The organism is Oceanobacillus sojae, from assembly GCF_007991515.1.
Classification (GTDB): domain Bacteria; phylum Bacillota; class Bacilli; order Bacillales; family Amphibacillaceae; genus Oceanobacillus; species Oceanobacillus sojae.
Genome location: NZ_BJYM01000011.1, coordinates 92,448 through 106,260 on the forward strand (window position 1 = coordinate 92,448; position 13,813 = coordinate 106,260).

General features: G+C 36.0%; 14 protein-coding genes. 8 read left to right on the plus strand and 6 right to left on the minus strand.

Annotation, left to right across the window (positions count from 1 at the left end):
- Positions 1–18: 18 nt before the first annotated feature.
- Positions 19–360 carry a P-II family nitrogen regulator gene (locus tag OSO01_RS13560; RefSeq protein WP_147210980.1) on the minus strand — a complete coding sequence of 114 codons (342 nt, stop codon included), beginning with the start codon at positions 358–360 and terminating at the stop codon, positions 19–21.
- Between the two features lie 425 nt (positions 361–785).
- Between OSO01_RS13560 and spxA the strand changes: the two genes are divergently transcribed.
- From spxA to pepF, 4 genes are all read left to right on the plus strand, one after another.
- On the plus strand, positions 786–1,181 hold the full coding sequence (spxA, locus tag OSO01_RS13565; protein WP_077600932.1) for a transcriptional regulator SpxA: 396 nt from the start codon (positions 786–788) through the stop codon (positions 1,179–1,181).
- Between the two features lie 526 nt (positions 1,182–1,707).
- The gene (gene mecA, locus OSO01_RS13570; protein ID WP_147210981.1) at positions 1,708–2,406 is read left to right on the plus strand and encodes an adaptor protein MecA; all 699 of its coding nucleotides are present in this window, start codon (positions 1,708–1,710) and stop codon (positions 2,404–2,406) included.
- 204 nt (positions 2,407–2,610) lie between these two features.
- On the plus strand, positions 2,611–3,810 hold the full coding sequence (locus OSO01_RS13575) for a competence protein CoiA family protein (protein ID WP_147210982.1): 1,200 nt from the start codon (positions 2,611–2,613) through the stop codon (positions 3,808–3,810).
- A 96-nt stretch (positions 3,811–3,906) separates the two neighbouring features.
- Entirely contained in the window at positions 3,907–5,718 is a 1,812-nt protein-coding gene (pepF, locus tag OSO01_RS13580; RefSeq protein WP_147210983.1) for an oligoendopeptidase F, read from the plus strand.
- 130 nt (positions 5,719–5,848) lie between these two features.
- Here pepF and OSO01_RS13585 read toward each other — a convergent pair whose 3' ends face one another.
- The 4 genes from OSO01_RS13585 to OSO01_RS13600 form a co-directional block, all read right to left on the minus strand.
- Positions 5,849–6,028 (minus strand): hypothetical protein, encoded by a 180-nt coding sequence (locus OSO01_RS13585; RefSeq protein WP_077600936.1) that lies wholly within the window; start codon positions 6,026–6,028, stop codon positions 5,849–5,851.
- A 375-nt stretch (positions 6,029–6,403) separates the two neighbouring features.
- Positions 6,404–7,267 (minus strand): ClpXP adapter SpxH family protein, encoded by an 864-nt coding sequence (locus OSO01_RS13590; protein WP_147210984.1) that lies wholly within the window; start codon positions 7,265–7,267, stop codon positions 6,404–6,406.
- Between the two features lie 15 nt (positions 7,268–7,282).
- A complete protein-coding gene (locus OSO01_RS13595; RefSeq protein ID WP_147210985.1) occupies positions 7,283–7,672 on the minus strand; it encodes a globin domain-containing protein in 390 nt (129 codons plus the stop codon).
- Positions 7,673–7,829: 157 nt separating this feature from the next.
- Positions 7,830–8,411 (minus strand): CYTH domain-containing protein, encoded by a 582-nt coding sequence (locus OSO01_RS13600; RefSeq protein ID WP_147210986.1) that lies wholly within the window; start codon positions 8,409–8,411, stop codon positions 7,830–7,832.
- 318 nt (positions 8,412–8,729) lie between these two features.
- Between OSO01_RS13600 and yjbM the strand changes: the two genes are divergently transcribed.
- Genes yjbM through OSO01_RS13615 form a run of 3 tightly spaced genes read left to right on the plus strand, consistent with a single transcriptional unit; the run spans position 8,730 to position 11,078 of the window.
- Positions 8,730–9,338, plus strand: a complete 609-nt coding sequence (gene yjbM / locus OSO01_RS13605) for a GTP diphosphokinase (RefSeq protein ID WP_147210987.1) — start codon at positions 8,730–8,732, stop codon at positions 9,336–9,338.
- Positions 9,339–9,358: 20 nt separating this feature from the next.
- Positions 9,359–10,162 (plus strand): NAD kinase, encoded by an 804-nt coding sequence (locus OSO01_RS13610; protein WP_147210988.1) that lies wholly within the window; start codon positions 9,359–9,361, stop codon positions 10,160–10,162.
- A gap of 1 nt (position 10,163) precedes the next feature.
- Positions 10,164–11,078 (plus strand): RluA family pseudouridine synthase, encoded by a 915-nt coding sequence (locus OSO01_RS13615; RefSeq protein WP_246145166.1) that lies wholly within the window; start codon positions 10,164–10,166, stop codon positions 11,076–11,078.
- On the opposite strand, the gene prpE is transcribed toward OSO01_RS13615, so the two are convergent.
- Complete coding sequence (prpE, locus tag OSO01_RS13620; RefSeq protein WP_147210989.1) at positions 11,065–11,811, minus strand: bis(5'-nucleosyl)-tetraphosphatase PrpE; 747 nt, start codon at positions 11,809–11,811, stop codon at positions 11,065–11,067. The genes OSO01_RS13615 and prpE overlap by 14 nt on opposite strands.
- 573 nt (positions 11,812–12,384) lie before the next feature.
- Between prpE and mgtE the strand changes: the two genes are divergently transcribed.
- The gene (mgtE, locus tag OSO01_RS13625; RefSeq protein WP_147210990.1) at positions 12,385–13,764 is read left to right on the plus strand and encodes a magnesium transporter; all 1,380 of its coding nucleotides are present in this window, start codon (positions 12,385–12,387) and stop codon (positions 13,762–13,764) included.
- Positions 13,765–13,813: the final 49 nt, after the last annotated feature.

A 13,813-nucleotide genomic window follows, 5' to 3' on the forward strand; every position in this document is an offset into this window, starting at 1 on the left:
AGGGATTCCTCCTGAAATTTAATAAATTGCTTTTGTCCCGCTTTCTCCAGTGCGAATTCGAATTACCTGCTCAATTGGATGTATGAAAATTTTTCCGTCGCCAATTTGATTTGTTTTGCAAGCATCGATAATGTGGCCGACAATATCATCTACTCTTTCTTCAGAAACAACTAATTCCACCTTCAGCTTAGAGAGTAAGGTGACCTCGAATTCTGTAGAACGGTATACACCAACCTTTCCTTTTTGCTTGCCTGTTCCTGCTACCTCTGTAACCGTCAGGCCGTCAAACCCGATAGATGCTAATCTTTCCCGTAAATCTTGAAATTTCTCTGGGCGTATAATTGCTTCTACTTTTTTCAATGAATATCCCCCTTTTAAAAATATATGTCAAGAAACCTAACATCAAAAGTTATGTTAATTATCATAATGTCCTTTTATTAAAAAAGCAAGTGTTTTTTTGAGATGATTTCTATAAAGCGTTTTCAATTGAGAAATGTTAAAATAAGGATAAGTATTGGTATGAAGGGAGATTGGGCAGGCTAACTTTATTGGATGAGCTATTCAGATGAAATTTATTTATAAATATGGGTTTATTATCAATTGGATAAGGGAATCTTAAAAATGTGAGAAGCGGTAGGATAAATAAAATAAATCATTTTATCGCACCCCCTACCTTTTATTAGATATTTGGTGTATAATAAGTACATATAGATTAGACTTATTATTATTTAATAAAGTCAGGTAGGATTGCCGAAAATATAAAATAGATTGAGGAGTGAAGTTTTATGGTAACACTTTATACCTCACCAAGCTGTACTTCATGTAGAAAAGCAAAAGCATGGCTGGAAGAGCATAATATTCCTTTTACAGAACGTAATATCTTTTCTGAGCCTTTATCTCTTGATGAAATTAAAGAGATATTGCGTATGACTGAGGATGGAACAGATGAGATTATTTCAACAAGGTCGAAGGTTTTTCAAAAGTTGAATGTAAATATTGATCAGCTGCCTATGAAAGATTTATTTAATTTAATTCAAGAAAATCCCGGCTTATTACGCCGTCCTATTATTTTAGATGAAAAAAGGCTGCAGGTTGGTTATAACGAAGATGAAATTCGTCGTTTCTTACCAAGGACAGTTAGAACATTCCAATTGCGTGAAGCACAACGAATGGTTAATTAATAATAAAAAAATAAATAAATAAGTAAAGGCGCAGATTTTTTTCTGTGCCTTTACTTATGATTGTAGACTGGAAGAGAGAGTTTTTTTAGGGAGCCTCTCTTTTAGACGCCTGCACCTGAAATGCAAATATCCCGAAGGCTGTAATAGGACAAGCTTTCCGACACAACAATTCTTTTTAGCAGAAAACAAAAAACTTTTTTCTAATGAAAAAGCCCTGATAAATGACAAAACATCTGAAATACGTTAGAATAACTAACTAAATAAAAAGTGTAAACACAATGATATTTAGCAGGAAATAATCAGGGAACATCAACTGTTTTTTCAGAAAATTAATGATAACTAGGCATATTCATTTCTTGTGGATTGCATTTTTGCATACAATATGATAAAAGGAATTCATGATTAGGATTATATTGGTTTGGGTACATCTATTATATAAATATTGATTACATGCTGTCGGCTCAGGCATTGTGTAAGATGAACATGCAGGAGATGATTCTATCTTAATGACAAGGGGGAGCTTACTGTGGAGATAGAAAGAATTAATGAAAACACCATCAAATTTTATATTTCTTATGTTGATATAGAAGAACTCGGTTTTGAAAAAGAAGAAATTTGGTACAATCGTGAAAGAAGCGAGCAATTATTTTGGCAGATGATGGATGAAGTAAATTATCGTGAAGATTTTAATCCTGACGGGCCGCTTTGGATACAAGTTCAAGCTATGGAAAAAGGACTTGAAATTATTGTTACAAAAGCAAAAGTCTCTAAAAACGGCGAACATCTAGAGCTGGAAACAGAGGATGGAAATATTGATTTACCAGTAGACGATCAGCTTGAAAATATTTTAGATGAGAAGTTTGGGGATAGCAAAAAGGAAGACGAAGATGAAGACGAGAAGACGGATGATTTGATGGAAGAAAATTTGTGGATTATTGTAGAATTTGAAGAATTTGAGAATATGATTCAGCTTAGTCACCAGCTGCAGAATGTAAGTGATTTTGGAGAAGAAACTTTATATTCCTACAATGACAAATACTATTTATATATCGAATTTTCCTATGATGTATTAGATGAGCATCGTCAGGAAGATGTCATCAGTCAAGTACTCGAATTTGCAACAGATTCATCAATTTCTGTTCATTTGCTTGAAGAGTATGGAAAGAGAATTATGGAAAGTGATGCGTTTGAACAGATTCGTCAGTATTTTCCTAAAGACGTATAATATGAGGCCTACAAGAAATCATATGAAACGATTTGTTGTAGGTTTTTTTTATGGAATCTTTTTTATTAACATCTTCCAGCATACATATTGAAGAGAAAAACACGCTACTACACAGACTATGCTGCAGCAAAAATAAATTCTTTTCTATTTTAGCAGGAAAAGAAGGGATGCTGTCGAAATACATAGTACTGGAGGTGGTAAAATTTGCAACGGGCTATGAACAAAAAAGAAGAATCTATTCTGCTGTTTCAGCATTCACAGAAGGAAATTGCAGAATGGAAACAAGAAAAAGATTTATTTTATTGCCCCGCATGTAAGGAGAGAGTGATTATCAGGTCTGGTGAAAGAGTAGCAGCTCATTTTGCCCATTTGCCACATACAGAATGTCTGCTTTCGGGAGGCGGGGAAGGTCCTTATCATGAAAAAGGGAAGCAGCAATTATTTAATTGGTTAAACCGGTTTAATATGCAGGTAGAATTAGAAGTATATTTCCCGGAAATTTGCCAAAGAGCTGATATTTTTCTCAACGTTGGCGGGAAGAAAATAGCTGTAGAATTTCAATGCTCTAAAATATCGCAGGAAGTAATTTTAAGCCGGATGCAAGGCTATAAATCATTAGGCATTGAGTCAATTTGGATTCTTGGAGCGAAATATTTAAAACAAAAAGGAGCGTATACGTTTCGGACTAATCAATTTTTAGATACATTTATCCGTTTTTCACCTCAAAAGAAATATCCTCAATTATTCTTTTATGATCCCTTTATATCAGAAATAGCCGTTCTTCATCATTTATATCCGCTTCAAACCTCAAAGCTTTTTGCAAAGCAGCTGGTATACCCTCTTCACAAGCTTCATTTTAAACATCTTTTTCAAAAAGCAAAAATGCCTGGCAGTTTTGCTGCAGTTTGGGCGAAAGAGCTGTATCGCCAGCGTACAAAAGTGGAAGGTTTCTATGGAGAAACATTTAAACTGCGCAGGTGGTTGTATGAGAAGGGCTATATCTTTCAGCATTTACCGAGTATTTGTTTTTTGCCTCTTCCGTATCAGGCTTCAACTGCTGTCCCATACTATAAATGGCAAACAGAACTATATGTTTGCTGTATAGCGGATTTAAAAGCAGGTGATAGGATTGATATAGCTGTGCTGAAAAACGTACTTTACTCATTTTACAGCAAAGAAAACTCAGATTTTTCAGATGCGCTCGGGGTTTACCTTAGTCAGCTGCAACAATCAGGTTATATTGAAATACAATCCTCCACGATTCTTCGAACAAACCAGGAAATCATTTACTATTCCTCTCAAGAACAAGCCTTTTTGGGAGATCAATCCTTTTTTAAACAGTTTTTCACGGAAAAAAAAGCAAAATACGAGCATGATTACCACTTATTTCGTTATACTAAATAAGAAGAATAAAAACAGTATAACTTTTTAAATTAGCATCCTGAGACGAGTCAAATACTGAAAATACTGTTCATTTGTAAAAAGGGAGGCAATAACCGTATGGCAAAAGCAACAAAGCAATTACCAAAGCGTGATGAAATACCTGAAGAATTAACCTGGCGTCTGGAGGATATTTTTGAAACAGACGAAAAGTGGAAAGAAGAATTCCAAAGCTTGAAAAATGATATTTCAAAATTGGCAGCGTATAAAGGAAAATTAAACACCTCCTCGGATACGCTATTAGAAGCATTTAAGCTGCAGGATGAGTTATCAGAGCGTCTAGGTAAGCTGTATGTTTATGGACATTTGCGTACAGACCAGGATACAACAAATTCTTATTATCAGGGCTTAAATGCACAAGCAGAAAATCTGCTGACTGCTGCATCCAGCCAATTTAGTTTTCTTGTACCAGAAATTCTGGAAATACCGGAAGAACAGCTCAAGCAGTTTATAGAAGAAAATAAAGAGCTCCAAAATTATAAAAAGGTATTGGATGATATTAACCGCAGCCGCCCGCATGTGTTGAGTGAGAAGGAAGAGGTACTACTTGCAGAAGCGGACGAACCAATTGGAGCAATATCACAAACATTCAGTATGCTGAATAATGCAGATTTGACCTTCCCGTCTATTACAAATGAAGATGGAGAAGAAGTAGAACTGACACATGGCAGATACTCTACCTTTTTAGAATCATCCGATCGGAATGTGCGTGAGCAGGCCTTCAATGCAATGTATGACACGTACGGCTCATTTAAAAATACATTTGCTTCCACATTGAGTGGAGAAGTAAAATCACATAATTTCAATGCGAAAGTTCGAAATTATGAAAGTGCACGTCAGGCAGCTTTAGATAATAATCATATTCCTGAAGAAGTGTATGATAATTTAATTGAAGCAGTTCATGAAAAATTACCTTTATTACACCGTTATACAAAATTAAGAAAGAAAATTCTTGGTGTAGATGAGCTGCATATGTATGATTTATACACACCGTTGGTCAAAGATGTGAAAATGCCTGTTACTTATGATGAAGCTAAAAAATATGTGCAGGAAGGTCTCAAACCTTTGGGTGAGGACTATGCAGATATTTTAGAAGAAGCTTTTGGTAAACGATGGATTGATGTCGAAGAAAATAAAGGGAAGCGCAGTGGTGCATATTCGTCCGGAACATATGGAACGAATCCATATATTCTTTTGAATTGGCAGGATGATGTGAACAATACATTTACGCTGGCTCATGAGCTTGGGCATTCCGTACACAGCTACTATTCCAGAAAGAATCAGCCGTTCCGCTATGGGAATTATTCTATCTTTGTGGCAGAGGTTGCTTCTACAACAAACGAAGCCTTATTAAACGATTATTTATTAAAGCATCTTGATGATGAAAAAGAAAAGCTGTATATTCTAAATCACTTTTTAGAAGGCTTCCGTGGAACTGTATTTCGTCAGACCATGTTTGCTGAGTTTGAACATGATATTCATGTATTGGCTCAAAATGGTGAAGCCTTAACTGCAGATAGGCTGACAGAAGTTTATTATGATTTAAACAAAAAGTATTATGGTGAAGATGTTGTAAGTGACGAGAAGATTGGCTTGGAATGGGCACGTATTCCGCATTTTTACATGAATTATTATGTATATCAATATGCAACAGGATATTCTGCAGCCACTGCATTATCGAAACAGATCCTAGATGGTGAAGAAGGGGCTGTAGATCGTTATTTAGGTTTCTTGAAATCAGGAAGCAGTGAAGACCCTATTGATGTATTGAAAAAAGCTGGTGTAGATATGACGCATAAACAAGCTATTTTAGATGCTCTGGATGTCTTTGAAGAAAAGCTGACGGAAATGGAAGAACTGCTGGATAAGTAAAAGATTGTCTGTTGTTGAAATAAAAAGTTTTTACGAATAGCTTCGTAAGAAAAACAAAGAAAATCAAACGGCCAGATGAGCTATGAAGGTTGCCTGGCCGTTTGATATATAGTTGATTTCATTTTTAATCTTATCGCCGATATCCTTTTGTGTTTTGATAAGCAATGGAAGAAAGCATACAATAAATAGATGCGAGTAATAAAGGGAGCGTTATATAAATCGGGACCATATTCATAAATCCTAATAAATTGAAGAAAAAGGCAAGAATAACTAATAATACGAATAAGAGAGGAAAATAATTGCGTCGCATAAAAAATCCTCCTTTATTAAAAATGGCTTTTGCTTCTTAGTATTGAATTATATGTCCGAGTTGTTATCTTAGAAGTGAATATTTTGTGAAAAGATGAACATAGTTATTGAAATTTGAAAAGGAACTTGCTAAAATATAATTGTAAGTTGATTACAAACAAATACCCCTTTTGTTTGATCATGAAACTTTCTCCCATCCCCCCTTTGTAATTATACAAAGACGGAAAAAAAAGATACACGCTGCCCCGTGTATCTTTTTTTGCACTATATAAATAAAACCTAATCCTGGCTTCTTCATCCGGATCAGGTTTTATTTATAGTATTAGAAGATAAAAAGTGCATTTAACAGGTCTGTTAAATCTGCCTGTATCACCATTTACACCGTTCCGAGATATCTCCAATACGATTCATTTTTTTCAGGTATCCTTTCAATAATTTGCTGGAATTGCAGTTTTTTCAGTTCTTTTTCTGTCTGGTCAATAGACCAGTCATAGATAACAGACACTTCTCTGGTCCCTACTGTCTGCTGCAGCTTCAGATAGTTAATTAAAGGAGGTTTCACAGATGGGATTGGTGTGCGCTGTAAAATTTCTTTTAAGACAAATTCATATATATCGTATGGATAAAGACCGGAAAGCTTCACACCATCCTCTTCCACTTCCTGGTTAAATAAAACAATGGTAGGTGTATAATCTACTTCCATTTCACATGCGAGCTTCAAGTCACATTGTAATGCACGTTTGGAAGTTTCAGAGAATAGATCCCTATGAAACTCTTCTAAATCTAAGGCTGCACCCGCTGCACATTTTAATAGAATTTCTTCATTACAGATATTCTGTTTATCAAAAAACAAAGTCTCCTGAATTTTTCGGATAAATTGTTTTCCGGCCTTTTTACCTTGTAATTCAGCAGCTTTAATAGCAAGAGCAGGAACCCAGGGATAATCAAGATCCTCGTAGCTGGTTGAAAAAGGAGCTAATCGAGATGGTTTTTTTTGTTTGATTTTATTTAATCCATTTGGATTTAATGCAGTCAATTGTCCACTGATTACATGCTTTATCGTAAAAAAACGTCCGTATTCAACATACAATTTTTTTAGATAAGGCTCCAGTGCCCAGCATTCAGAACATAATGGATCAATAAAAACATACATTTCAATCGGTTTTTGCACATATTTCATGTAGTTAAAAGTAGGGTCTGTTTGATTAGAAGATGATAGTTCTTGTTGATTCCCATTCATTTTGAATGCTCCTTTCTAAGATTCAGGGGTGTTCATCATATGATTGGCGGTCAATGTCAAACGCTCAATCATTTCCGTAAAATATGGTTCTTCTACTTTATTTTCTACTAGTGACTGATTCATACAAGCTAACCAGGCATCTCTGGCACTTGGTGTTATTGGAAAAGGAAGGTGCCGTCTTCTTAACATAGGGTGTCCCCGTTCTTCTTCATAGAGCCTGGGGCCGCCAAAAAATTGTGTGAGAAATAATTTCTGTTTATGCTTTGTTTCTGTTAAGTCTTCTGGAAATAGTGGTATCAGAACAGGGTTTTGCTTAACATATCCATAGAATGTTTCCACTATCTCCTCCATCTTTTCATAACCGCCAATTCCATTATATACAGTTTCTCTTTTAAATTGTTTCATAATTAGTGCTCCTTGTAATAGTATTGTAGCAATATGGATTCACTTCATCAAATAATCTGTACCGTAACAGATAGATTAAGTTTTATTAGTTATTACAATAGATACATAATAATTGTTGTTTACTGAGAATAAATACCGGTTTATAAATGATCTCATTTTACAAAGAATTTTTCTGTTTTTGGTGAAAAAAACGTGCTATTTTAGCAGGCGTCTTCCGGACAGGAATATGATAGTTTGCTAATAAGCTGTTAAAAACCTTTTCTCCATAGTGTTTTGAAGCTGCTTCTAATTCCAGTTCAGCATCCTCTGTATCTAAATAAATACTTTTATCTAAAACAATTAATGTATCCTGATAAGGTATTTCTTTTCGGAAGGTAGTCATTCTTCCTGCATAATTTAGGGATGACAAATTGACAGATAGCTGTCTCAACTGTTCTGCTACATTCGGAGCTTCTGTTGGTCTCCCAGAAGTCCATGACAGAAATTCTTTTTCTGACAGTGTGTCATGTGTCTCTAATAATCCGTCTGGATGAGGTTCTTTTAATGTTAAAGTATATGTTTCGTTCTTTTTACGTATTCGTAATGCAGACCGGTTTGCTTTTAAATCAAGGGAATCTGTTTCAAAGTAATAATTTGTCTGCTCTATCATTTCCGCCTGTGAGAATAAATCCTCGGCTAATAGATTATATTCCTGGATAGTTAACAGGTTCTTAAATTCAATTTCTACTTCTTGGCTCATTCATAAATCTCCAGTTCTAAAATTAGATTATCTCTATTATGGCTTGTATTGAGAAGCATTGCAAAAAATAACTATGAGAGTAGGCTTAACAAACAGTTTAAATGACACGGCTGGAAAAAGAAAACCTCTATACAATAGTCAATGTTGTATAACGGACAGAGAAACGACGGCTATATCTATAGAAAATAGCAGCTTGTATTTTCTGGGAAACAGGTTGTAATATAGACAGTATTTTTTTAATTTCCTCTTTCCTTTGTACTAATGCTACTCTGTGATAAAATAAAGAGGATTATATTAGTTTACATATAGGGTGGTTCGATGGACTGGGGAAAAACTTTAGCGCCTTATAAACAGGCAGTAGAAGAATTAAAGGTAAAGTTAAAAGGGATTCGTTCTGAATACGAAAGAGAATCCAGCAATTCACCAATTGAATTTGTAACAGGAAGGGTAAAGCCGATACCAAGCATTATTGAAAAGGCACGGGAAAGGCAGATTCCTCTTGAGAATTTAGATAAATTACAGGATATAGCAGGGATAAGAGTTGTTTGTCAATTTGTTGATGATATCTATCCTATCGTTGAGATGCTGCGAAAACGCAGTGATTTTCAAATTATTGAAGAAAAAGATTATGTTTTTCATAAAAAAGACAGCGGTTATAGATCTTATCATATGATTATCGAATATCCAGTTGAAACGGTCAGAGGTCAAATTATGGTTTTAGCTGAAATTCAAATACGTACACTTGCGATGAATTTTTGGGCAACCAATGAGCATTCCTTAAATTACAAATATGAGGGGAAATTACCTTCAGAGGTTAAGTTACGTTTGCAAAAAGCTGCCGAAGCTGCTTTTAAATTAGATGAAGAAATGTCTAAAATCAGAAGCGAAATCCATGAAGCCCAACGTGTTTTTCATCGTAAATCATAGATAAAGGATGGGAAGATATAATGAAGTTTAAAATTGTTTCTAGAGGAGACAAGCGATCAAATAAAATAAAAACCATGATGCGGCAATATTTGGAGTCTTTTGGATTGGAATATGATAAAGAAGAGCCCGATTTAGCCATTTCAGTTGGCGGCGACGGGACCTTTTTAGAAGCCTTCCACCGTTACACTCATCGTTTAAAGGAAACAGCTTTTATCGGGGTTCATACCGGACATTTAGGATTTTATACGGATTGGACGCAGGATGAAGTGGAGAAGCTCTTGATTGAGATTGCTAGAACTCCATTTCAAACTGTAGAATATCCATTGATGGAAGTAATCATTCGGGATGATTTAGGTAAAAAGGAAGACAGGCATCTTGCTTTAAATGAAGCAATGATTAAAACAGCAGATGGATCATCTGTTGTTTTAGATGTGGAATTGAAAGGTGAACATTTCGAAACATTTCGCGGCGACGGAATTTGTATATCCACGCCTTCTGGAAGTACAGCTTATAATAAGGCGTTAGGAGGGGCGATTATTCATCCATCCTTAGAAGCAATTCAAATAACGGAAAATGCTTCGATCAATAATCGTGTTTTCCGTACTATCGGTTCACCATTAGTCTTGCCTAAACACCATACATGTTTTTTAAAACCGATGGTAGATAATTCTTTCTTAATTCAAATCGACCATTTTACGAAAAATTATCATGAAGTCAAATCGATTCAATGCCGTGTGGCAAAGGATAAAATACGCTTTGCACGATTCAGACAATTTCCTTTTTGGCATCGCGTGAGAGATTCATTTGTTACTGAGGTGGACTAAGTTGACTGCAAGCATACAAAAAAGCTGGGTGATTGATCAAACGAGCGCCAAGCTTACCATTAAGGAATTTTTACAGGAAAAACAAGGTTTTTCAAGAAGACTGCTGACTGCAATGAAAAAAGAGGGCGGCAAATTTTTAATTAATACAGTGGACAGTTATATAACAGAAAAGCTTAAGCTGAATGATCAATTAACTGTTATATTTCCGGAAGAAGCTATAGGCAGTATTGAGGCAACAGAAATGGACCTTTCAATTGAGTATGAGGATGAAGACCATTTAGTATTAAACAAACCGGCTGGACAGGCATGCCTCCCCTCTATGAATGACCGTCATTATTCGCTGGCAAATGGAATTCAGGCCTATTATCAATCATCTGGGCACCCGGCAACAGTGCATATTGTAACAAGATTAGACAGAGACACGTCTGGTCTTGTTTTAGTTGCAAAAAATCGTTATGTCCACGCCTTGTTGTCAGAGGCACAAAAAAAGAATGAGATTCAACGTATGTATGAAGCGATTATTTCAGATGAAATAAATCCTCCTGCCGGCACTATAAATGCACCAATCGCCCGGAAGAAAACCTCGATAATAGAACGGGAGGTAAATTGGATAGAAGGGAAGGAAGCAGTTACGGACTATCAGACATTGTCGGTATTAAAAGGAGCTTCTCTATTGCGTATTCAGCTGAAAACCGGGCGGACGCATCAAATTCGTGTTCATTTCAGCTATTCAGGCCATCCGCTGCTTGGTGATACTCTCTATGGTGGAGAGGCAGATGTTATTTCCCGCCAGGCACTGCATTGTGCGGAAATAGAATGGCTGCATCCTTTTCAAAATAAAAGAATGAAATTTAATTGCGGGCTCCCGTTGGATATTGCTGCGTGTAAAGAAAAATTAGCCGTTAATCAGCAGTGAAATCTGTAAAACGATCAGGCTGGAAGGGTTGTTTTGAGGGTACAGAAACAATCCTCTGCTTTGGAAACTGGTAAGCGGTCAGCTTATTTCCAAAGACACAGCCTGTATCTATATTGATTGTCCGATTAATTTGGCGTGCCTCTAAAACTGGCGTATGACCATAAACAATCCAAGGCTCTCCTTTATAATGCTTTGCCCAATCCCGGCGGATGGGGCGGCCCAGATGATCTGTTTTACCGGTAATATCACCATAGAGAACAAATGTCTTTGTGCGGGAATTCATCTGCCCGATTAAATTTTCTTTAATCCCTGCGTGGGCTACAACTAACTTCAGGTTTTCAAAATATAAATACAAAGGAGCATTCTCGTAAAGTGTCATAAACTTTTCCTGAATGTTCTTTTTTTGAGCTTCGTTTAAGCTTTTCCATTCAGCAACCGTCGTTTCTAAACCGTGTTTTTCCTGCACCTGGTTTCCTGAAAAATAACGATAGAGCTTATTGCAGTGATTTCCTGGTACATAATAGGCTATTTCCTGCTCTCTAACTAATTGATAGACAAGCTGGATAACAGCTGTGGAATTTGGTCCGCGATCTGTCAAATCTCCTACAAATACTAGCTTGTTACCTCCAGGATGAGCATAGGAGCTGTTCTCCTGACGATATTCAAGTGTTTCCAGCAATTCCAGAAGCTCGTCCAAACATCCATGCACATCTCCAATAATATCTAATTGCATCCTATATCCTCCTATTGTCGATGAATGTAGCTTTACTTCTATAGTATAACTTTTTTTAGCTAATGCATGTAATATTGAATACAATTATTTTCCTTCGCTGTAATCAACCTCATATTCAATATAAAACGTATTCTTGCCTTTAAGCGTTTCTTTCCTATTGGTGTTAAACATATTTAATATAGCAGCCTAATCATTAAAATAAATTAGCAGAACAAAATGTTTCCTTAATGCAAAATAATAGCATTTACAAAATATACTTGACAAATAGAAACGAAATACATAAAGTGAGTGATGGGTAATAAAGTTTACCTTAGCCAACAAAAAAGAGAGGGTGAAAGATATAAAAAGGAGGTATTACCCTTTTCTATACTAATAGAAGCAGCGTTCTCGGCAGCTTATAGATCTAATAATAATGATTAATTTTAAGTGAATGATCAGCAAAATAACAACTGATAAAATCACAATGGAAAGTCTTTTTATTATAGATAAGGCTTGCTATTTGTTTCGCTTCTTGTAAAATAGGGTAGGATGTGTAAGTATATAAAAATTAGCGAAAAGAAAGGAGGAACTGCTATGAAAAAGGATCAATATGATGTTCAATATGAAGAACAGTTTCAAGAACACATTGATAAAGTTCAAGAAGCATTAGAAAATGAAAATATGGAGGAGTTTCGGACAGAATTTCTCGAAATCCACCCATATGATCAGGCAGTATTTTTCCAACAGCAGAATGAAGGCAGAAGAGCGCAGATATACACGTATTTATCTCCTGAAGAAATGTCAGAGATATTAATTAACATTGATTTAGATGATGTCATTGAGTTTTTTGAGGAGATGGATCCGAGATATGCTGCGATGATTTTTAGTGAAATGCCTGTCGATGACGCAGTAGATATTCTAAATGAACTGGATAAAGAAAAAGTAGTAAGCTATTTGACCATCATGGATAAAGAATCTGCTGATGATATAAAACAGCTTCTTCATTATGAGGAAAAAACCGCTGGTAGTATCATGACCACGGAGTATGTTGTACTTTTTGAGGATCAGACCGTTGCAGAGACTATGCAGCAATTAAAAAAAGAAGCACCCGATGCAGAGACAATTTATTACTTGTTTGTCCTGGATAATAGCAAACGCCTAGTAGGTGTCTTATCTATCAGAGATTTAATTATTGCAGATAGTGATACTTTGATTAAAGAAGTTATGAGTACCAAAGTGGTTGCTGTATCAGTCGCAAAAGACCAGGAAGATGTTGCACAGATGTTTAGAGATTACGATTTCCTTGCACTTCCGGTAGTTGATTTTCAAGATCATCTTCTTGGTATTATCACAGTCGATGATATTTTAGACGTTATGGAAGAAGAGGCAAGTGAAGACTACTCCAAATTAGCAGCGATGTCCAATACGGATATTAAAGATGACACAGCGATCCGTTCTGCAAGAAAAAGACTTCCCTGGCTGGTTATCCTGCTATTTTTAGGTATGCTGACTGCTACGTTAATTGCCAGTTTTGAACAGACCTTGGAGCAAGTAGCTATTTTAGCGGCCTTTATTCCTTTAATTGGTGGAACGGCAGGTAATTCAGGAACACAAGCACTTGCTGTATCCGTACGTGGTATGGCGACAGGTGAGTTCGAAAATACCGGGAAATGGAAGCTTTTGGGGCGAGAGGCATTAACGGGACTGATTAATGGTATATTCTGCGGAATCATTCTTGCTACTATCATTTTTATCTGGCAGGGCAATATTTATTTAGGTATTCTTTTAGGCTTATCTATTATGGGTTCTCTTCTCGTAGCAACACTTGCAGGTGCTCTTATTCCAATGCTGATGAACCGGTTGAATATTGACCCGGCAGTGGCGTCAGGACCTTTTATTACAACAATCAATGACCTTATTTCCACATTGATTTATTTCGGAATGGCAACTGCATTTATGAGTTATTTAATTTGATAATAAGGATGAAATAGGATTGTCGCTATTTTTTGGCGACAGTCTTTTT

What these genes read in the sequence shown, in the direction of transcription:
- spxA (WP_077600932.1), top strand. Translation starts at nt 786, where the DNA reads ATGGTAACACTTTATACCTCACCAAGCTGTACTTCATGTAGAAAAGCA.
- pepF (WP_147210983.1), top strand. Translation starts at nt 3,907, where the DNA reads ATGGCAAAAGCAACAAAGCAATTACCAAAGCGTGATGAAATACCTGAA.
- OSO01_RS13585 (WP_077600936.1), bottom strand. Translation starts at nt 6,028, where the DNA reads ATGCGACGCAATTATTTTCCTCTCTTATTCGTATTATTAGTTATTCTT.
- OSO01_RS13590 (WP_147210984.1), bottom strand. Translation starts at nt 7,267, where the DNA reads ATGAATGGGAATCAACAAGAACTATCATCTTCTAATCAAACAGACCCT.
- OSO01_RS13595 (WP_147210985.1), bottom strand. Translation starts at nt 7,672, where the DNA reads ATGAAACAATTTAAAAGAGAAACTGTATATAATGGAATTGGCGGTTAT.
- OSO01_RS13600 (WP_147210986.1), bottom strand. Translation starts at nt 8,411, where the DNA reads ATGAGCCAAGAAGTAGAAATTGAATTTAAGAACCTGTTAACTATCCAG.
- yjbM (WP_147210987.1), top strand. Translation starts at nt 8,730, where the DNA reads ATGGACTGGGGAAAAACTTTAGCGCCTTATAAACAGGCAGTAGAAGAA.
- OSO01_RS13610 (WP_147210988.1), top strand. Translation starts at nt 9,359, where the DNA reads ATGAAGTTTAAAATTGTTTCTAGAGGAGACAAGCGATCAAATAAAATA.
- prpE (WP_147210989.1), bottom strand. Translation starts at nt 11,811, where the DNA reads ATGCAATTAGATATTATTGGAGATGTGCATGGATGTTTGGACGAGCTT.
- mgtE (WP_147210990.1), top strand. Translation starts at nt 12,385, where the DNA reads ATGAAAAAGGATCAATATGATGTTCAATATGAAGAACAGTTTCAAGAA.